The 20189-nt window shown below is 65.9% G+C and carries 20 protein-coding genes; 16 read left to right on the forward strand and 4 right to left on the reverse strand.

The features are described 5' to 3' along the window. Entirely contained in the window at window positions 1-756 is a 756-nt protein-coding gene (locus QZL87_RS03935; protein WP_295326740.1) for a phosphatidylcholine/phosphatidylserine synthase, read from the forward strand. Here QZL87_RS03935 and QZL87_RS03940 read toward each other — a convergent pair. After that, a complete protein-coding gene (locus QZL87_RS03940) occupies window positions 740-1000 on the reverse strand; it encodes a hypothetical protein (protein ID WP_295323979.1) in 261 nt (86 codons plus the stop codon). The two genes, QZL87_RS03935 and QZL87_RS03940, sit on opposite strands and share 17 nt — an antisense overlap. 311 nt (window positions 1001-1311) lie before the next feature. Between QZL87_RS03940 and rpsB the strand changes: the two genes are divergently transcribed. From rpsB to rpmE, 12 genes are all read left to right on the forward strand, one after another. Further along, window positions 1312-2163 (forward strand): 30S ribosomal protein S2, encoded by an 852-nt coding sequence (rpsB, locus tag QZL87_RS03945; RefSeq protein WP_295323981.1) that lies wholly within the window; start codon window positions 1312-1314, stop codon window positions 2161-2163. 134 nt (window positions 2164-2297) lie between these two features. Then, window positions 2298-3224, forward strand: coding sequence for a translation elongation factor Ts (gene tsf, locus QZL87_RS03950; RefSeq protein ID WP_295323983.1), 927 nt, complete (start codon window positions 2298-2300; stop codon window positions 3222-3224). A 226-nt stretch (window positions 3225-3450) separates the two neighbouring features. Then, on the forward strand, window positions 3451-4173 hold the full coding sequence (gene pyrH / locus QZL87_RS03955) for a UMP kinase (protein WP_295323985.1): 723 nt from the start codon (window positions 3451-3453) through the stop codon (window positions 4171-4173). A 23-nt stretch (window positions 4174-4196) separates the two neighbouring features. Beyond that, window positions 4197-4751 carry a ribosome recycling factor gene (gene frr / locus QZL87_RS03960; RefSeq protein WP_295323988.1) on the forward strand — a complete coding sequence of 185 codons (555 nt, stop codon included), beginning with the start codon at window positions 4197-4199 and terminating at the stop codon, window positions 4749-4751. Window positions 4752-4873: 122 nt separating this feature from the next. Beyond that, complete coding sequence (uppS, locus tag QZL87_RS03965) at window positions 4874-5560, forward strand: polyprenyl diphosphate synthase (protein ID WP_295323990.1); 687 nt, start codon at window positions 4874-4876, stop codon at window positions 5558-5560. 181 nt (window positions 5561-5741) lie between these two features. Beyond that, entirely contained in the window at window positions 5742-6413 is a 672-nt protein-coding gene (locus QZL87_RS03970) for a phosphatidate cytidylyltransferase (protein ID WP_295323993.1), read from the forward strand. Window position 6414: 1 nt separating this feature from the next. Beyond that, window positions 6415-7578: a 1-deoxy-D-xylulose-5-phosphate reductoisomerase gene (locus QZL87_RS03975; protein WP_295323995.1), complete on the forward strand. Its 1164-nt coding sequence runs from the start codon at window positions 6415-6417 to the stop codon at window positions 7576-7578. Next, window positions 7571-8701, forward strand: coding sequence for an RIP metalloprotease RseP (gene rseP / locus QZL87_RS03980; RefSeq protein WP_295323997.1), 1131 nt, complete (start codon window positions 7571-7573; stop codon window positions 8699-8701). The genes QZL87_RS03975 and rseP overlap by 8 nt, the downstream gene beginning before the upstream one ends. 72 nt (window positions 8702-8773) lie before the next feature. Further along, window positions 8774-11455, forward strand: a complete 2682-nt coding sequence (gene bamA, locus QZL87_RS03985) for an outer membrane protein assembly factor BamA (RefSeq protein ID WP_295326742.1) — start codon at window positions 8774-8776, stop codon at window positions 11453-11455. Further along, a complete protein-coding gene (locus QZL87_RS03990) occupies window positions 11455-12138 on the forward strand; it encodes an OmpH family outer membrane protein (RefSeq protein ID WP_295323998.1) in 684 nt (227 codons plus the stop codon). The genes bamA and QZL87_RS03990 overlap by 1 nt, the downstream gene beginning before the upstream one ends. A gap of 4 nt (window positions 12139-12142) precedes the next feature. Continuing rightward, the gene (fabZ, locus tag QZL87_RS03995) at window positions 12143-12622 is read left to right on the forward strand and encodes a 3-hydroxyacyl-ACP dehydratase FabZ (RefSeq protein ID WP_295323999.1); all 480 of its coding nucleotides are present in this window, start codon (window positions 12143-12145) and stop codon (window positions 12620-12622) included. Window positions 12623-12851: 229 nt separating this feature from the next. After that, entirely contained in the window at window positions 12852-13079 is a 228-nt protein-coding gene (rpmE, locus tag QZL87_RS04000) for a 50S ribosomal protein L31 (protein ID WP_037555096.1), read from the forward strand. 127 nt (window positions 13080-13206) lie between these two features. Here the strand turns inward: rpmE and QZL87_RS04005 are convergent, their stop codons facing one another. Beyond that, on the reverse strand, window positions 13207-14682 hold the full coding sequence (locus QZL87_RS04005) for a glycerol kinase (protein ID WP_295324002.1): 1476 nt from the start codon (window positions 14680-14682) through the stop codon (window positions 13207-13209). 14 nt (window positions 14683-14696) lie between these two features. Beyond that, window positions 14697-14906 (reverse strand): hypothetical protein, encoded by a 210-nt coding sequence (locus tag QZL87_RS04010; protein WP_295324004.1) that lies wholly within the window; start codon window positions 14904-14906, stop codon window positions 14697-14699. A gap of 184 nt (window positions 14907-15090) precedes the next feature. Here QZL87_RS04010 and QZL87_RS04015 point away from each other — a divergent pair, with 184 nt between their 5' ends. The 3 genes from QZL87_RS04015 (at window position 15091) to QZL87_RS04025 (ending at window position 19439) form a co-directional block, all read left to right on the forward strand. Beyond that, window positions 15091-16497: a DEAD/DEAH box helicase gene (locus tag QZL87_RS04015; RefSeq protein ID WP_295324007.1), complete on the forward strand. Its 1407-nt coding sequence runs from the start codon at window positions 15091-15093 to the stop codon at window positions 16495-16497. A gap of 167 nt (window positions 16498-16664) precedes the next feature. Further along, complete coding sequence (locus QZL87_RS04020) at window positions 16665-18344, forward strand: MFS transporter (protein WP_295324009.1); 1680 nt, start codon at window positions 16665-16667, stop codon at window positions 18342-18344. Between the two features lie 51 nt (window positions 18345-18395). Next, a complete protein-coding gene (locus QZL87_RS04025) occupies window positions 18396-19439 on the forward strand; it encodes an alpha/beta fold hydrolase (protein ID WP_295324011.1) in 1044 nt (347 codons plus the stop codon). Here QZL87_RS04025 and QZL87_RS04030 read toward each other — a convergent pair. Then, window positions 19393-20145, reverse strand: coding sequence for an alpha/beta fold hydrolase (locus QZL87_RS04030; RefSeq protein WP_295324013.1), 753 nt, complete (start codon window positions 20143-20145; stop codon window positions 19393-19395). The genes QZL87_RS04025 and QZL87_RS04030 overlap by 47 nt on opposite strands. Between the last annotated feature and the right edge of the window lie 44 nt (window positions 20146-20189).

Below are 20189 nucleotides of genomic sequence, written 5' to 3' on the forward strand. Positions count from 1 at the left end.
ATCGCGCCCGATGCCGCCGGCCGCCGCATCGGCGGAATCAGCCTGCGCGCCTTCGCGCCCAATGCGATCACCGCGCTCGCGCTCTGCTTCGGCCTGACCGGCGTGCGCTTCGCGATCGGCGAGGAATGGGAAAAGGCGCTCGCGGCGATCATCTTCGCGGGGGTGCTCGACGGGATGGACGGGCGCATCGCGCGGCTGCTGCGCGCGCAGAGCAAGTTCGGCGCCGAGCTCGATTCGCTTTCCGACGTGATCGCGTTCGGCGTCGCGCCGGCGATGATCCTCTTCCTCTGGTCGCTGCAATATGCGCCGAAATTCGGCTGGACCGCCGCGCTCGCGCTCGCGGTCTGCTGCGCGTTGCGCCTCGCGCGCTTCAATTCGCGCCTCGACGCCGAGATTCAGCCGCACAAGTCGGCGGGCTTCATGACCGGCATTCCCGCGCCCGCCGGGGCCGGCCTGTCGTTCGTACCCGTCTATCTCTGGCTGACGACCGGCCACGAGATCTTCCGCGAATGGTATGTCGTCATGCCCTGGGCGCTGGGAATAGCGATGCTGATGATTTCCGCGATCCCGACCTACAGCTGGTCGTCGATCCGTCTTCGCCGCTCGTGGCGCCTGTTCGCCCTGGCCGGCGTGGGGCTGCTCGGCGCGGCGTTGATGACGGTGCCGTGGCCGACCCTGCTCGCGGTGTGCGCCCTCTATCTCGCGATGATCCCCTTCGGGATCGCAAGCTATGCGAAGGTCAGGCGGCGCGGCTGATCGCTACCTGCATCCGCGCCGCGGCGCGGACCACGCGCGGGACATTGCGGCGTCCGGCCGAACGACGCGGCATCGCTTTCTGCGGGGCCGGGCCAGACTGCGGCGCGGCGTCGATCGGGAAGGCGCCTTCGCCGAGCAGCGCCGACAGGATCGCGTCTTCGTTATTCTTGAGCATGGCGAGGATCACCGTGACGCCGAGCCCGGCGGCGAGGGCGAAGAGGAGAGCGGCAGCGACCTGAACCATGATCTTGTCCTTTCGGCTTTCTTATGCGAAACCTCCTGCCAGCCAGCGACGGTTCCGCGGTTCTTTTGTTCCTTGTTCCTGTTTTGTTCTCAACCTGTTTGCGACGAACGGAGTCCTTTTGTCGCCGAACCGAGTCTGGCGCGCGCGACCGGTCGAGCACGAAAGACGCTGACACCCCTTGCTTTTGGCGGCCAAGGCGGCTAACGGGCCGCCCATTCCACATGGAAGGCGCACATACCGGTGCCGGGATCATCCCTTCGCGGATGCCTCGGTTCTTGCTTTCCAGAGGACTAACCGGAAGGAGAAAGACTATGGCGGCACCTGTCGTCACGATGCAGAATCTTATCGAAGCTGGCGCCCATTTCGGCCACCAGACCCACCGTTGGAACCCGCGCATGAAGCCGTATATCTTCGGCGCGCGCAACGGCATCCACATTCTCGACCTGTCGCAGACCGTGCCGCTCTTCGCGCGCGCGCTCGACTTCATCGCCTCGACCTCGGCCGCCGGCGGCAAGGTGCTGTTCGTCGGCACCAAGCGCCAGGCGCAGGGTGCGATCGCCGATGCGGCCCGCGCTTCGGGCCAGCATTTCGTCAACCACCGCTGGCTGGGCGGCATGCTCACCAACTGGAAGACGATCTCGGGTTCGATCAAGCGCCTCAAGACGCTCGAAGAACAGCTCTCGGGCGACACCTCGGGCCTCACCAAGAAGGAAGTGCTCAACAAGACCCGCGAACGCGACAAGCTCGAATTGAGCCTCGGCGGCATCCGCGACATGGGCGGCATTCCCGACGTGATGTTCGTGATCGACGCGAACAAGGAAGAACTGGCGATCAAGGAAGCCAATGTTCTCGGCATCCCCGTCGTCGCGATCCTCGATTCGAACGTCTCGCCCGACGGCATCGCTTTCCCGGTTCCGGCGAACGATGACGCCGCGCGCGCCATCCGCCTCTATTGCGAAGCGGTCGCCCAGGCGGCCACGCGCGGCGGCCAGCAGGCCCGCGCGAACCGCGGCGAAGATCTCGGCGCCGCGGTCGAGCCCGCCGCCGAAGCCGCGCTGACCGAAGAAGCGGCCCCGGCTGCCGACGCCGCCGCTCCGGCGACCGAGGACGAACAGGTCCCGGCCGAAGCCGCCGCCGAAACCGAACGCCAGAGCGACGCCTGATCGCTTGCAGGCATGACGGGACGGCGCGGCACGGGTTCGCGCCGTCTCTGTCATCCCTTTGACTTATCGCCCCGCCATGCGCGCGGGGCGTCCCGCGGGCCAGACGGGCTCGCCCCTTTTGAAAGGAATATTCCATGGCTGAAATCACGGCCGCTCTCGTCAAGGAACTGCGCGACCGCACGGGCGCAGGCATGATGGACTGCAAGAAGGCGCTCGCCGAAAACAATGGCGACATCGAAGCGTCGATCGACTGGCTGCGCACCAAGGGCCTCGCCGCCGCCGCCAAGAAGGCCGGCCGCGTCGCCGCCGAAGGCCTTGTCGGCGTCGCCACCGACGGCAACCGCGGCGCGATGGTCGAAGTGAACAGCGAAACCGACTTCGTTGCGAAGAACGAGCAGTTCCAGGGCTTCGTCCGCGACGTGACGCAGGTCGCGCTTGCCGGCAGCATCACCGACATCGACGCGCTGAACGCCGCGGCCTATCCGACCGGCGGCACCGTCGCCGAACAGCTGACGCAGAATGTCGCGACGATCGGTGAAAATCAGTCGTTGCGCCGCAGCGCGATCGTTTCGGTGAACTCGGGCGCCGTCACCGGCTATGTCCATAACGCCGCCGCGCCCGGCATGGGCAAGATCGGCGTGCTCGTCGCGCTCGAATCGACCGCCGGCGCCGACGTTCTCGAACCGCTCGGCAAGCAGCTCGCGATGCACGTCGCCGCCGCGAACCCGCTGGCGCTGAACGGCGACGATCTCGACGCCGACCTCGTCGCGCGCGAACGCGCGATCGCCGAGGAAAAGGCCGCCCAGTCGGGCAAGCCCGCCGAGATCGTTTCGAAGATGGTCGACGGCGCGATCGCCAAATATCGCAAGGAAAACGCGCTGCTGTCGCAGCTCTTCGTGATCGACGGCAAGACCCCGGTCGCCGAAGTCGTCGCCGCCGCCGGCAAGGATGTCGGCGCGACGATCACCTTGAAGGGCTTCGTCCGCTTCCAGCTCGGCGAAGGCATCGAGAAGGAAGAAAGCGACTTCGCGGCGGAAGTCGCGGCCGCCGCGGGCGTCTGATCCGAAATACGGGCTGTCGACAAGGCGATCGCTTATCCCATTTTCGTCACCCCGGACTTGATCCGGGGTCCCGCTGTCAACGTCGCAAAGCGGGATGCCGGATCAAGTCCGGCATGACGAGAATGAGAGGTCCGTGCCGTGACGCAGTCCGCTTGGCAATGGCGCGTGCCCGCTCTAGGGTGCGCGCCATTCGCTTATTCATCGATACCAAGAGGTTCCCCACGACATGGCATTGCCCGGCATGAAACGCATCCTGCTCAAGCTGTCGGGCGAGGCGCTGATGGGTTCCAGCCCGTTCGGCATCGATCCCGAAACGGTCGCGAGCATGGCGGCCGAGGTCAAGGAAGCCAAGGACCGCGGCCTTGAAATCTGCCTCGTCATCGGCGGTGGCAACATCTTCCGCGGCATGGCGGGCGCGGCGAAGGGCATGGACCGCGCGCAGGCCGATTATATGGGCATGCTCGCGACGGTGATGAACGCGCTCGCGATGCAGAACGCGCTCGAGCAGCTCGGCGTCGAAACGCGCGTCCAGTCGGCGATCGAAATGGACAAGGTGTGCGAACCCGTTATCCGCCGCCGCGCCGAGCGCCATATGGAAAAGGGTCGCGTCGTGATCTTCGCCGCGGGTGTCGGTGCGCCCTATTTCACCACCGACAGCGGCGCCGCATTGCGTGCCGCCGAAATGAAATGCGACGCGCTGCTGAAAGGCACCAGCGTCGATGGCGTCTACAACGCCGATCCCAAGAAGGACCCGGGCGCGGTGCGTTACGACACGCTCAGCTATGACCGCGTGCTCGCCGACAATCTGAAGGTGATGGACGCGAGCGCGGTGGCGCTCTGCCGCGACAATCATATCCCGATCGTCGTGTTCAACATCCGCGAGCCCGGCAATCTGGCGCGCGTGCTGGCGGGCGAGGGCGTTTCCACCGTCGTCGGCGATGCGGCCTGACAAGATTTAGAGAGGAAAGACAGATGGCGAAATATGACAAGGCCGACCTCGAACGCCGCATGCACGGCGCGGTCGAATCCTTAAAGCACGACCTTGCGGGGCTGCGCACCGGCCGCGCGCACACCGCGCTGCTCGATCCGGTGACGGTCGAGGTCTATGGCAGCCACATGCCGCTGAACCAGGTCGCCTCGGTCAGCGCGCCCGAACCGCGGATGCTGTCGGTACAGGTGTGGGACAAGTCGAACGTCGGCCCCGTCGACAAGGCGATCCGCTCGGCCGGTCTCGGCCTCAACCCGATCGTCGACGGCCAGATGCTGCGCCTGCCGATCCCCGAAATGACGCAGGAACGCCGCAAGGAACTGTCGAAGCTCGCCGGCCAATATGCCGAAAAGGCGCGCGTCGCCGTCCGCAACGTCCGCCGCGACGGCATGGACAATCTCAAGGTCGACGAAAACAAGAAGGAAATCAGCGAGGACGATCGCAAGCGGTCGGAAACCGAGGTCCAGAAGCTGACCGACGCGACGATCGCCGAAATCGACGCCGCGGCGACCGCCAAGGAAAAGGAAATCCTGGGCTAGTGGCTATCCGCGCTTACCTCTCTTCCGTTCGGGCTGAGCCTGTCGAAGCCCCGTCCTTTTCTTGCCCAAGAAAGAACGGCCCTTCGACAAGCTCAGGGCGAACGGGTTTCTAGGTTTCTCCGGTGTCTGAAAGCCATCACGGCGCGCGCCATGTCGCGATCATCATGGACGGCAACGGCCGCTGGGCCAAAAAGCGCCTGCTGCCCCGCGTCGCCGGGCACAAGGCGGGCGTCGAGGCGGTACGGACGATCGTGCGCGCGGCGGGCGACCTCGGCATCGAGGCGATGACGCTCTACGCCTTCAGTTCCGAAAACTGGAAGCGGCCCGAGGAGGAGGTCAACGACCTGATGGGGCTGATGAAGCGTTTCATCCTCAGCGACCTCGACGAATTCGCCGCGAACGACGTGAAGCTCAAGGTCATCGGCAATTGGCGCGCGCTCGCGCCCGACGTCGTCGCGCTCATTGAGAATGCGCTCGAACGCACCTCGGGCAACAAGCGCACGACGCTCGCGGTCGCGCTCAACTATGGCGCGCAGGACGAGCTGGTGCGTGCGGCGAGCGCCGCCGCGGCGCAGGGCGGGATCACGGCGGAGGCGATCGAGGCGAACCTCGACACCGCCGACATGCCGCCGCTCGACCTCCTCATCCGCACCTCGGGCGAAGTGCGGCTGTCGAACTTCCTGCTCTGGCAGTCGGCCTATGCCGAACTCTATTTCACCGACATCTTGTGGCCGGACTTCAAGCCGGCCGATCTCAAAGCGGCGCTCGACCATTTCGCGCGCCGCGATCGCCGTTACGGGGGATTGTGATGGTCTTGTGTGCCGGTTCGCCCCCCTTTCAACCCCTCTCCTTCAGGGGAGGGGCAGCGAGACTTGCGAACTTGTTCGCTAGTCGCAGCGGGGTGGGGGCCATCGGCCAGGTGCAAGGCCGCGAGCCCCCACCCCCAACCCCTCCCTTGAAGGGGAGGGGCTCAAGAAAAGAGCCTGGACAATGACGGCAGCAGCGAAATCGGATCTCTGGGTGCGGCTTGCCTCGGCGATCATCCTGTTCGCGATCGCGGGCGCCGCACTGTGGTTCGGCGGCATCGCCTTCGGCCTGCTGCTGCTCGTCGGCGGCGCGCTCGTTCTCGTCGAATGGTTCCAGCTCGTGAAGGCGATGCCGCTCGGCGGCGGCGCCAGGATCGCGCTCCATATCCTCGGTCCGATCCTCGTGCTCGGCGCGATGGCGGGGCTGTGGTTCGTTCGCGACCATCTCGGCATGACCGCGGCGCTTTGGGTGTTCGGCATGGTCTGGGCGACCGACATCGGCGCCTATTTCGCGGGCCGCGCCTTCGGCGGCGCGCGCCTTGCGCCGACGATCAGCCCGTCGAAGACCTGGTCGGGGCTGATCGGCGGCATGGTCGCGGCGCTGATCGCCAGCGCGACGATCGGCGACCGCGCGGGGGTCACCGGGGTGCCTTTATGGATCGGGCTGTTCATGGGCCTGCTGGCGCAGCTCGGCGACCTCGCGCAAAGCTGGATGAAGCGCCGCGCGGGGGTCAAGGATTCGGGCAAGCTCATTCCCGGCCACGGCGGCCTCTTCGACCGCGTCGATGGCGTGCTGCCGGTTGCCTTGCTGCTCGGTGCGCTCGCCTTCGCGGGTCAGATCGCGGTGCGCGGCTGACATGACCCGCCGCCTCTCCCTGTTCGGCGCAACCGGCTCGGTCGGGCAATCGACCCTCGACCTCGTGCGCCGCGATGGCGAGGCCTGGCGGGTCTCGGTGCTGACCGCCAATTGCGACGTTGCCGAGCTGGCGAAGCTCGCAAGGGAGTTTCGCCCCGATCTCGCCGTCGTCGCCGATGAGAGCTGTCACGACGCGCTCAGGCAAGCGCTCGCCGGAACCGGTATCGAGACCGCTGCCGGCGCCGCGGCGCTCGTCGAGGCCGCGCAGCGTCCCACCGACCTCGTCCTCGCGGCGATCGTCGGCACCGCGGGCCTCGCGCCCACGATGGCGGCGCTCGCCGCCGGCCATGACGTCGCGCTCGCCAACAAGGAGGCGCTGGTGTCGGCGGGCGAGCTGATGACCGCAGCCGCGCGTGCGTCGGGGGCGACGATCCTGCCCGTCGACAGCGAGCATAATGCGATCTTCCAGTGCCTTGCGGGCGGGCGCATCGACCAGGTACGGCGCATCATCCTGACCGCGAGCGGCGGCCCCTTCCGCACGATGCGCGCCGACGACATGGCGCGCGTCACGCCCGCACAGGCAGTCGCGCATCCCAACTGGTCGATGGGCGCGAAGATCAGCGTCGATTCGGCGACGATGATGAACAAGGGGCTCGAACTGATCGAGGCGCATCATTTGTTCCCCGTCGGGCTCGACCGCATCGAGATTCTCGTCCATCCGCAGTCGGTGATCCACAGCCTCGTCGAATATATCGACTGTTCGACGCTCGCGCAGCTCGGCACGCCCGACATGCGCATTCCGATCGCGTCGGCGCTCGCCTGGCCGCAGCGGATGGCGACGCCGTGCGCGCCGCTCGACCTCGCGACGATCGCCCGGCTCGATTTCGAAGCCCCCGACGAGGTGCGTTTCCCCGCGACCGCGCTCTGCCGCGCCGCGATCGCCGAGGGCGGCGCACGCCCGGCGCAGCTCAACGCCGCGAACGAGGTGGCGGTCGCCGCCTTCCTCGCGGGCCGCATTTCCTTCCCCGCGATCGTCGATACGGTGCGCCGCGTGATCGATGTCGACGCCCCGGCCGCCCCGGCGTCGCTTCAGGACATATTCAGCGTCGATGCCGCATCCCGCGCGGCCGCGCAGCATTTTGTGGACCAGTACGAACATGCCTGATGTGCCGCTTTGGCTTTATTTGGTCGCTTTTCTCGCCGTCCTTGGGCCGCTCGTCTTCGTACATGAATATGGGCATTATATCGTCGGCCGCTGGTGCGGGGTGAAGGCCGACACTTTCTCGATCGGATTCGGGCGCAAGATCCTCGGTTGGACCGACAAGCGCGGCACCGAATGGAAGATCGGCTGGCTGCCGCTCGGCGGCTATGTCCAGTTCGCGGGTGACCGCGATGCCGTCAGCCAGCCCGACGCCGATTGGCAACATCTGCCCGCCGAAGAGAAATCGCACAGCTTTCCCGCGCAGCCCGTGTGGAAGCGTGCGCTCATCGTGCTCGCGGGGCCGGTGACCAATTTCCTGTTCGCGATCCTGATCTTTGCGGCCTTTGCGATGGTTTACGGCGTTGGCCGCACTCCCGCCGTGATCGGAAAGGTGGATGCAGGGCGACCGGCAGCCGAAGCCGGCCTGCTCGCCGGCGACCGCATCCTCTCGATCGATGGACGGCCTATCGAGCTGTTCGTCGACATTCAAAGCGCCGTCTCCATCAATCTCGCGAAACCTGCGGAACTGGTCGTCGAACGGGGACACGAGCGTTTTACACTAACGCTGAAACCACAGATGATTACCGAGACCGATCCTTTCGGGAACAAGACGCAGCGTGCCATTATCGGCGTCTGGCCCGGGGCGCCTGTCTATACGGCTGTCAGTCCAGCGGAGGCACTGCGTGTTGGGGTCGATCGGACGGCTGAAATGGTCCGCCTGACCGCCGCGATCCTCCAGCAATTTCTGACCGGGGAACGCTCGATCAAGGAAATGGGCGGGCCGGTGAAAATCGCGAAGGCGTCGGGCGAAGCGGCGACGCTGGGGCTCGCGACCCTGATTGGCTTCACCGCCCTCATTTCTATCAATCTGGGGTTCATCAACCTCTTGCCATTGCCGATGCTCGATGGCGGTCATCTGGCCTTTTACGCCTATGAGGCGATCCGGCGGCGTCCCGCGCCTCCCGCGGCGCAGGAATGGGCGTTCCGATTCGGCTTTGCGGCGATCGCGACCCTCATGCTGGTCGTGACTTTCAACGATTTGGGCTCAATTGGCGTGTGGGACAGGATCGCCCGCTTGATTGGATAGCGAGTCTGGGGCAGGGAGTTGCGCCAAGCCCGCGGTCAGGCGGGTTTGTCGCTTTTGAGTTATTTTTTCGGGATGAACAGCGTGGCTTCACACAAATTCTCGGCGCGGACGCAGCTGTCGGCGGTTCTTCTGGCCGGCACGATGCTCGCGACGCCGTCGATGGCGCAGGAGGTCGCGCCGCCGCCCGTCCCCGCTCCGACGGTCCCGGCGCCCGCCCCCGAAGCGGTTCCGGCCGCGACGACGATCCAGTCGATCACCGTCACCGGCAATCAGCGGCTCGAGGCGCAGACGATCCTGTCCTACCTGCGCCTGCGCGTCGGCCAGCAATATGATCGCGCAGTGCTCGACCAGGCGCTGAAGGATCTTGCCGCGACCGAGCTGTTCAAGGATTTTCAGATCACCGACAACAATGGTGCGCTGACGATCCAGGTCGCCGAAAACCCGGTGATCAACCGCGTGATCCTCGAAGGCAACAAGCGCCTGAAAGAGGACAAGATCCGTCCCGAGATCAAGATGGCGCCGCGCCAGATCTATACGCGCTCGAAAGTGCGCGCCGACGTCGCGCGCATCATCGAACTCTACAAAAGGCAGGGCCGCTTCGCCGCGACCGTCGAGCCCAAGATGGTGTCGCTCGACCAGAACCGCGTCGACGTCGTCTTCGAAATCAACGAAGGGCCGAAGTCGAAGGTCCGCCAGATCAACATCATCGGCAACGAGAAGTTCAGCGACGGCGACCTCAAGGACGAGATGGCGACCAAGGAAACGGGCCTGCTGACGATCCTGTCGTCGAACACCAGCTACGATCCCGATCGCCTCGCCTACGACCAGCAGAAGCTGCGCCTTTTCTACCTCACCAACGGCTATGCCGACTTCCGCGTGATTTCGGCGGTCGCCGAGCTCACGAGCAACAAGCAGGATTTCATCATCACCTATGTCGTCGAGGAGGGCGAACGCTACAAGTTCGGCGACGTCGACGTGCAGAGTGAAATCCGCGACTTCCAGCCCGAGATGCTGAAGAAGCTGCTGCCGATGAAGACCGGCGACTGGTACGATGCGAAGCTGGTCGAGGACACGGTCGAAAGCCTCAGCGAGACCGCCGGCCTCTTCGGCTACGCCTTCGCCGACATCAATCCCGAATTCCGCCGCAATCCGGACGACCGGACGATGGCGATCACCTTCAACGTCGGCGAAAGCCCGCGTACCTATGTCGAGCGCATCGACGTCAACGGCAACACGCTGACGCACGACAAGGTGGTGCGCCGCGAATTCCGCCTCAACGAGGGCGACGCCTTCAACAGCTTCGGCGTCAAGCGCACCGAGAGCCGCATCAACAGCCTCGGTTATTTCCAGGAAAATCTGGAAATCGAGCGCAAGGAAGGCAGCGCGCCCGACCGCATCATCCTCGAAACCAATGTCGAGGAAAAGCCGACGGGCGAATTGTCGCTCTCGGCGGGTTTCTCGTCGATCGAGAATTTCCTGCTCCAGGCGTCGATCCGCCAGCGCAACTTCCGCGGCCTCGGCCAGCAGCTTCAGGCGTCGGTCAATTATTCGAGCTATTCGAAGTCGATCGAACTGGGTTTCACCGAACCCTATCTGTTCGACCGCAACATCTCGATCGGCGGCAGCGTCTATCGCCGCGATTTGAACTCGTTCAACTTCATCGACAACGACCGCCGCACGACCTTCGAACAGGTCACGACCGGCGCGCAGGTCAACGTCGGCGTGCCGCTGACCGAATATATGTCCTTCTTCGGCCGTTACAGCATCAACTTCGACGATGTGACGCTCGACAAGGGAATCTATTATTTCGGTGACGAATGCGACCCGCTCGTCGCGGGCCGTTATCTCTGCGATGCGATCGGCAGCCGCACGACGTCGCTGCTCGGCTATACGCTGGCTTACGATGACCGCGACAACCGCCTGCGTCCGACGCGCGGCCAGTCGCTGTCCCTGAGCCAGGATTTCGCCGGGCTCGGCGGCAGCGTCAAATATGTCCGCACGCGCCTTGCGGGCAGCAAGCATTTCAACCTCGGCAGCCGCTTCATCCTCAACATCTCGGCCGAGGGCGGCTATATCTATCCGTTTGGCGGGCGCCCGACCCCGACCAGCGACAAGGTTCGCCTGACCGACCGCTTCTTCCTCGGCGAACCGCAGATGCGCGGCTTCGACATTCGCGGCGTCGGGCCGCGCGTCATCCGCTATGCCGCGACCTACGATCCGCTCAATCCGGTGATCGATACCAGCAACGACAATCGCGGCCAGATCGACGACGCGCTTGGCGGCCGCGCTTATTATCAGGGGCGGATCGAACTCGACATTCCTCTCGGGACCGGGGCGAAGGAACTGGGGCTGCGGCCGTCGATCTTCCTCGACGTCGGTTCGGTGTGGAGCGTGAAGCGCCCGACGCTGACCACGCTCGCGGATTTCCGCGATCCGGCCGATGGCTTCACCAAATTCCTGTGCCGCAACGCGAGCACGGGCCAGAGCCAGTTCGCGACCGAAACGACCACGACGACCGACGGGGTCACGACGGGGACCGGCGATTATACGACCTGTCCGGCCGGCTTCTCGTCGCTCGCGCCGTTCGAGGAACGCTTCTTCGGCGACACCTGGATGCCGCGCGTCGCGATCGGCGCCGGGGTCAACTGGAACTCTCCTTTCGGTCCCTTCCGGATCGATTTCGCTTACGCCCTTCGTAAAGAAGAGGGCGATGATACCAAACGCTTCTCATTCAATGTAGGAACCCAATTCTGATGAAGAAAATATTTGCCGCCTCCGCGCTGGCGATCGCCGCGCTGTCGGTTTCGCCCATCCTCTCGGCCCCCGCCTTCGCGCAGGCGAAGGGCGTCGGCGTCGCCGACGTGCGCATCGCCGCCGCGCGCTCGAACGCTTTCCAGACCGCGTCGAAGCAGATCGAGACCACCTACAAGGCGCAGATCGATCAGCAGCAGTCGCGCGGCCAGACGCTGCAGGCCGAAATCAACGTCCTGATCGCGAAATATAATGAAGAGGCGAAAAAGACGCCGCAGAACCAGGCCGCGCTCCAGGCGGCCGCGAAGGCGGTGCAGGACAAGCGCCAGGCGGCGCAGACCGAACTCGGCCAGATCGGCGCGCCGGTCGACCTCGCCATCGCCTATGTCGAGGACCAGATCAGCGTCCGCATGAACGAAGCGATCAAGGCCGCGATGACCGCGAAGAAGATCGACCTGCTGCTCAACCCCGACGCTGTTCTCGCGCGTGAAAACAATGTCGACATCACCGACGCGGTGGTGACCGAACTCAACCGCATCCTGCCGAGCGTGTCGATCGCGGTCCCGGCCGGCTATCAGCCCGGCCAGCTCGTCCAGCAGCGTAACCAGCAGCTGATGGACGCGGCGCGCGCGTCGCAGGGCACTCCGGCTCCGGCGCCCACCGGCACCCAGCCGACCACGCGCTGATCCGATGACGGACGGGGAAAATGGGGCAGGGGCGTTGGGCCCGGTGGACATCCGCCGGATCCTGACGCTGCTGCCGCACCGTTATCCGATGCTGCTCGTCGACCGGGTGGAATCGATGGTGAAAGACACCTCGATCCACGCGGTCAAGGCGGTGACGATGAACGAGCCCTTTTTCCAGGGCCATTTTCCCGGCCGGCCGATCATGCCCGGCGTCCTCATCGTCGAGGCGCTGGCGCAGGCCGGCGGCATCCTCGCGGTCGAATCATTGGGCCTCGGCGGCTCGGGCAAGCTCGTCTATTTCATGGGCATCGACGGGGTGAAGTTCAGGAAGCCCGTCGAACCCGGCGTGCTGCTCGACCTCCACGTCACCATCCTTCAGGCGAAGCGGAACATCTGCAAGTTCGAAGGCAAGGCGATGCTGGACGGCCAGCTCGCGACCGAATGCCAGTTCACCGCGATGATCGCCGATCCGCCGGGCGATTGAACTCAATCCATTTCGTTCTCGCCGTCATTGCGAGGAGCGCAGCGACGAAGCAATCTCCAGCTATCGGCCTTGCGCAAGACCGATAGCTGGAGATTGCTTCGCTTCGCTCGCAATGACGAGGATGCGGGTGTTGCTTTTCCCGCGATTGCCCACTAAGGGCGCCACTTCGCGTTCTCGGACGCACAGACTCAGCCGCTGGTCGGTAACCAGCGGCACAGGAGCTTGAGAGATGAAAAAAGACGTTCACCCCGATTATCACATGATCACGGTCAAGATGACCGATGGCACCGAATATCAGACGCGCTCGACCTGGGGCAAAGAGGGCGACGTGATGACGCTCGAAATCGACCCCACCGCGCACCCGGCCTGGACCGGCGGCACCGGACGCCTGCTCGACGCCGGCGGTCAGGTCGCGAAGTTCAACAAGCGTTTCGGCGGCCTGACGCTCAAGCGTTAATCAAGAGACCAACCCCTCCTCTTCAGAGGAGGGGCAGCGAGACTTGCGAACTTGTTCGCTAGTCGCAGCGGGGTGGTGCCCTTCACCGGCGTCCACCACCCCAACCCCTCCTCTGAAGAGGAGGGGCTTAAGAAGCCAAAACCTTCGCAAGCGCGCTTTGCCACCCGGCAAGGCGCGTTTTGCGTTTTTCGGCGTCGAGCGCCGGGGTGAAGCGCGTCGCGGTGCCGCGCATCGCCTTGGCGGCGCTCGCGAGATCGGGATAGAGGCCCGCGCCGGTCGCGGCGAGCATCGCGGCGCCGAGCGCGGTGCTTTCGACGAAGTCGGGCCGCTCGACGGTCAGGTCGAGCATGTCGGCGAGATCCTGCGCCATCCAGTCGTTCGCCGCCATGCCGCCGTCGATGCGCACCTCGGCCCAATCGACCCCGTCGGCGGCGAAGGCCGATTTCAAATCGTGCGCCTGATAGGCCTGCGCCTCCAACGCCGCGCGCGCGACATGCGCCTTGGCCGTAGCGAAGCTCAGCCCCGACAGCGCCGCCAGCGCATCGGGCCGCCAGTGCGGCGCGCCAAGCCCGGCGAGCGCGGGGACCAGATAGACGCCGCCATTGTCAGCGACCGAGCGCGCGAGCCCCTCGCTCTCGCCCGCGCTCGCCAGCAGGCCGAGCCCGTCGCGCAGCCATTTGATCAGACTGCCGGCGACGAACACCGATCCTTCGAGCGCATAGGAACGGACGTCGCCTTCCTGCACGAGCACCGTCGCGAGCAGGCGGTTGTCCGATTGCGGCCGCGTCGTGCCGCTCGCCGACAGAATGAAGGCGCCGGTGCCGAAGGTCGCTTTGGTCTGCCCCGGCGCCAGGCACGCCTGCCCGACCGTCGCCGCCTGCTGGTCGCCCGCCATGCCACAGATGGGGATCGCGCCGCCGAACAGCGCCGGATCGGTCGTGCCCACGGTCGCGGTGTTGCCGGCGATTTCGGGGAGCAGCGCCATCGGCACGCCGATGAGGTCGCAAAGCCCGTCGTCCCAGCCGCCATCGCCATTGATGTCCATCAGCAAGGTGCGCGACGCATTGCTCGCGTCGGTGACATGCACGCCGCCGGTCAGGCGGTAAACGAGATAGGATTCGATCGTCCCCACGGCGAGCCGGTCGCCCGCCTCGCGAAGCTGCGGCCAGTGCTTCAGCGCCCAGCCGATCTTGGTTCCGGAGAAATAGGGATCGAGCAGCAGCCCGCTCGCCTGCTGCACCCATTCCTCGTGCCCCGCTTCCTTCAGCGCGGCGCAAGCGGTGGCAGTGCGCCGGTCCTGCCACACGATCGCGCGCGCGAGCGGCTGCCCGGTCTGGCGGTCCCAGAACACCACCGTCTCGCGCTGGTTGGTGATGCCGATCGCTGCGACCCGGTCGGCCCCGCCCGCGCGCGCGACCATCTCGCGCGTGCAGGCGAGCGTCGCGTCCCAGATTTCGGCGGCGTCATGCTCGACGAGGCCGGGCCCCGGATAATGCTGCCGTATCTCGCGCTGCGCGCTGCCGAGCGGCGTGCCCTCGACGTCGAAGAGCATCGTGCGGGTCGAGGTCGTGCCCTCGTCGATGACGATGATCTTTTCGGTCATATCCTTCCCCTTGTTCACGTCGCCCCCGCGAAGGCGGGGTCCGCTGACGGCCTCGCGCAACGTCGCATCAGGATGCCGGCGGCCCCCGCCTTCGCGGGCAACGATATTTCCTTGATGAAGAAAGAACGGCCTTTCGACAAGCTCAGGGCGAACGGGACCGGAATGGTGCGCAATAATCTTGCAATATCGCGCAACCCATGCCATATGATGGTGCAGCGCAGCATGGCGGGTCCTTCCCGCCGCAACCACCGGCAGCGTGATTTTCCCGCCCGAGAAAGGCGCGGGACGAGCCGGACCGGCGCTTTGTCCCCAGAGGCACCCTTTCACGCGGGTCGTTTCGAACCCGCGGCCGTGCGCCGTCCGTTCGATGCGAGCGGACGCTGTGCGCGTCGCCCATTGTGAGTAATTATGACGACTTTCAACGACTTTGGCCTGCACGCCGACATCAATCGCGCGCTTGCCGCCAAAAACTATACCCAGCCGACGCCGATCCAGCTTCAGGCGATCCCCGTGCTCAAGCAGGGCCGCGACCTCTGCGGTATCGCGCAGACCGGCACCGGCAAGACCGCGGCCTTTTCGCTGCCGTCGATCCACCACCTGCTGACCTATCCGCATGGCGCGAATCCGCGCAGCTGCCGGATGCTCGTCCTCTCGCCGACGCGCGAGCTTGCGGCGCAGATCGCGCAGAGCTGCCGCGACTATGGCCGCTTCACCAAGCTCAGCATCTCGACCGTCTTTGGCGGCGTGCCGATCAACCGGCAGATCCGCGACCTTGCAAAGGGCGTCGACATCCTCGTCGCGACGCCGGGCCGGCTGCTCGACCTGATCGACCAGCGCGCGCTGCGTCTCGACGACGTCGAAATCTTCGTCCTCGACGAAGCCGACCAGATGATGGACATGGGTTTCATCCACTCGCTGCGCCGCATCGCCAAGCTGCTCCCGTCGCGCCGCCAGAACCTCTTCTTCTCGGCGACGATGCCGCGGGAGATCGCGGGGCTCGCCGACCAGTTCCTCAACGATCCGGTCACCGTGTCGGTCACGCCGCAGGCGACGACCGCGGAAAAGATCCGCCAATATTCGACCTTCGTCGAGCAGAAGGAAAAGCAGGCGCTGCTGACCGCGGTGATCAATCGCGAGGACATCGACCGCGCGCTCATTTTCACCCGCACCAAGCATGGCGCCGACCGCGTCGTGCGCCATCTGGCGGGTGCGAAGATCAAGGCGATGGCGATCCACGGCAACAAGAGCCAGGCGGCGCGCACCCGCGCCCTGTCGGGCTTCAAGGACGGCAACGTGGCCGTGCTGGTGGCCACCGACATCGCCGCGCGCGGCATCGACGTGTCGGGCGTCAGCCATGTGATCAACTTCGAAATTCCGAATGTCCCCGAACAATATGTCCACCGCATCGGCCGCACCGCGCGCGCCGGCGCCGAGGGCAAGGCGATCAGCTTCATCGCCCCCGACGAGCGCACTTACATGCGCGACATCGAGCGGGTGACGCGGACTAAATCGGAGCCGATGCCGCTGCCCGACAATTTCAGCGAACTGGTGCGCAACCTGCCCAAACCGGTGCAGCCGCCGCGCGACACCGGCAGCAAGGGCCGCAACCCGCAGCGCCAGCGCGAGGAAGCGCACCGTCAGCGGGACGGGGGCCAACGCGACGCCGGGCACCGCGACGGGGGCCAGCCGCGCGGCGACCGCGGCCCGCGCCGCGATGCTCCGGCGGCTGACGGCCAGCCGCAGCGCAAGCGCCGCTTCCGCCCGCGCAACAAGAGCGTCGGCGCGCACAAGGGCGCGGTCAAGCGCGTCGGTTGACGCCAACCTCGTCATTGCGAGCGAAGCGAAGCAATCTCCAGCCCGATAGCTGGAGATTGCTTCGCTTCGCTCGCAATGACGGACTTTTTGGGTCCGGTCGTCTGGACGATTGACGCCACGTCGCGACCGGCTACCCTCCGTGCCATAACAGGGCGAGAGGATAGCGGATGACGGATGGCGCGGGTGTAGCCGCACTAACGGCGGACAGTAGGCAGAGCGAACGCAAGGTCATCCTCGCTTCCTCGCTCGGCACGGTGTTCGAATGGTATGATTTCTACCTCTACGGCCTGCTCGCGACGATCATCTCGGCGCAATTCTTCTCGGGCGTCAACGAAACCACCGGCTTCATCTTCGCGCTCGCCGCTTTCGCCGCGGGCTTTGCGGTAAGGCCGTTCGGCGCGCTCGTTTTCGGGCGCATCGGCGACCTCGTCGGGCGCAAGAACACCTTCCTCGTCACCATGGGTCTGATGGGCGCCTCGACCTTCCTCGTCGGCGTGCTGCCCAGCTATGCGTCGATCGGGGTTGCGGCGCCGATCCTGCTCGTCCTGCTCCGGCTCGTCCAGGGGCTCGCGCTCGGGGGCGAGTATGGCGGCGCTGCGACCTACGTCGCCGAACATGCGCCCGAGGGCAAACGCGGCTTCTTCACCAGCTTCATCCAGACCACCGCGACGCTCGGCCTGTTCGCGGCGCTCGGCGTCGTCATCGCCATCCGCTCGGCGATGGGCGAGGCCGCCTTCGCCGACTGGGGCTGGCGCATTCCCTTCCTCATTTCGGTGATCCTGCTCGGCGTGTCGCTGTGGATCCGCCTCCAGCTCGAGGAAAGCCCGGTCTTCAAGCAGATGAAGGAGGAAGGTACGACGTCGAAGGCGCCGCTGACCGAGGCCTTCGGCCGCTGGGACAATCTCAAATGGGTCCTCGTCGCGCTGTTCGGCGCGGTCGCAGGGCAGGCGGTCGTCTGGTATTCGGGGCAATTCTATGCGCTCTTCTTCCTCGAAAAGACGCTGAAGGTCGACGGCGCGACCGCGAACATATTGATCGCCATCGCGCTCGCGCTCGGCACGCCCTTCTTCATCGTCTTCGGCTGGCTCAGCGACAGGATCGGGCGCAAGCCGATCATCCTCGCGGGCTGCGCGCTGGCGGCGCTCACCTACTTTCCGGCGTTCCAGATGCTGACCGAAGCGGCCAATCCGGCGATGGCGAAGGCGCAGCGGACGGCGGCCGTGACGGTCCAGGCCGATCCCGGTGCCTGCGCTTTCCAGTTCGATCCGATCGGCAAGGAGAAGTTCGAGAGCACGGGTTGCGACATCGCGAAATCGGCGCTCGCGAAAGCGGGCGTCAGCTACACCAGCGTGACGCGTCCGCGCCGTACCGGCGAAGCGGCGGACGTCTGGATCGGCGATCGCGTGCTGGTCGCTCCCGAACCATGGCGGCTCGCCGAGGAGGATCGCGCCGCCGCCGCGGAGGCTTTCCGCCAGCAACTCGCCGCCGCGACCGCCGCCGCCGGCTATCCCGCCAAGGCCGATCTCGCCGCGATGAACAAGCCTCTCGTCGTCGGGATCCTCTTCTATCTCGTGCTGCTGGTGACGATGGTTTACGGCCCGATCGCCGCCTTGCTCGTCGAGCTCTTCCCCAGTCGCATCCGTTACACCGCCATGTCCTTGCCCTATCATATCGGAAACGGCTGGTTCGGCGGCTTCCTGCCGACGACGGCGTTCGCGATGGTCGCGGCGACGGGCAACATCTATTACGGCCTCTGGTATCCGGTCATCGTCGCGGTGATCACGCTGGTGGTCGGGCTTCTGTTCCTGCCCGAGACCTTTCGCCGGCCGCTTCATCCTTCGGCATAGATTGACCCGTCGGGGCCGCGCGTTAGAGTATCGTCAGGCCTGCAGGGGGGCATGATGATCAGCGACGACATAGATTTCGGCGAGCCGCCGCCGCCGCGGCGCCCCTTGTTCCGGCGCAAGCGGGTGCTGGTCCCGCTTGGCGTCCTGCTCGCGATCGTCGCCGGTTTCCTGCTGCTGCTGACCCCCGACACCGATCGCGACGCGATGATCGCCAAATATGGCGGCCTGGACGCGGCCTTTGCCGCGGGACCGGCGGGGCAACGGATTCACTACCGCGATCAGGGCAGGGCCGATGGCCCGCCGATCATCCTGGTCCACGGCGCCAATGCCAGCCTCCATACCTGGGAGCCGCTCGTGAAGCGGCTCGGCGCCGGATATCGCATCATCACGCTCGACCTGCCCGGCCACGGCCTGACCGGCGCGACGCCCGACACCGATTATTCGGCCGAGGGCATGATGCACGCGGTCGACGTCGTCGCGGCGAAGCTCGGGCTCGATCATTTCATTCTCGGCGGCAATTCGATGGGCGGCTGGGTCGCGTGGCGCTACGCGCTCGCGCAGCCGGCGCGCGTCGATGCGCTGCTGCTGATCGACGCCGCCGGCATGCCGCTGCGCAAGGGCGAGAAAAGACCCGAATCGAATGTCGGTTTCCGCATCCTCGAATATCCCGTCGGCCGCTGGCTCGCGACGCGGGTGACGCCGCGGATGCTCGTCGAGCAGTCGCTGCGCGGCTCGGTCGAGAAACAGGACATCGTCGATGATGCGATGATCGACCGCTATTGGGAATTGCTCCTCTTTCCCGGCAATCGCGAGGCCACGGTGCTGCGCGCGCGAATGGACCGCGAGCCCGAAATGGCGGCGCGGGTCGGCGAGATCGCCGCCCCGACGCTGATCCTGTTCGGCGACAAGGACCGGGTGATCAATCCCAGCGCCGCGAAGACGTTCAACGAACGGATAAAGGGGTCTGAGGTCGTGATGCTGCCCGGCATCGGCCATTTGCCGATGGAGGAAGCGCCCGATGCGACCGCCGCCGCAATCGCCGGCTTCCTCAAGCGGCGGCTTGCGCCCGCTCCGGCTGATCCAGAAACGCGCTGACTCGCGCCGAAATCGCCGCCGCATGGGTGAAGGGGAAGAGGTGCGATCCCGGCACCACCTCCAGCACCGCGCCGTCGACCAGATCGGCGATCGCCTGACCGTGGCACGCAGGCACGACGCCGTCGCGCTCGCCCATCAGGATCAGCACGGGCGTGGCTTTGAGCTGTGGCAGCATCGCTACGCTCGTCCATCCTGCCATCGCCATCGACTGCCAGGCGAGGCCGAGCGGTGTCGCGGTCGGCAGCTTGAGGCCGCTCGCCAGCATGTCGTCGTCGAGCAAGGCGGCCCAGCCGATCCCCGGCGCGCTCACCGTCGGCGTCGTCGCCATCAGCACCAGCCGGCGCACGCGTCCCGGAAACTGGATAGCGACCTGTTGCGCCAGCGCGCCGCCCCAGCTGAAACCCGCAACGTCGATCGCCCCATGGCCGAGCCGGTCGGCGATCTCCATCACCACCGCCGCGATCGTTGGGGCGCCATAGGGGAGCAGCGCGTCGGGCGAGCCGCCGACGCCGGGCATGTCGAGCGTCAACACCTCGCGGCCATGGATCCGCGCGAGCAAAGGCGCGGCAGCCGCGATGTCGGCGCCGATGCCGTTGAGGAACAGCAGGGGCGTGCCCGGCGCGCCTTCCCGCCAGCGCGCGACGCGCAGGCTGAGGCCGTAAACATGCTCGGTGCTGAGGGCGGGCCGGCCGCTGATCCTACTCATGGGCCCTGCCTTGGCATATCCTGATGACCGGCGAAAGACCGGCG

It is taken from the genome of uncultured Sphingopyxis sp., assembly GCF_900078365.1.
Lineage (GTDB): Bacteria > Pseudomonadota > Alphaproteobacteria > Sphingomonadales > Sphingomonadaceae > Sphingopyxis.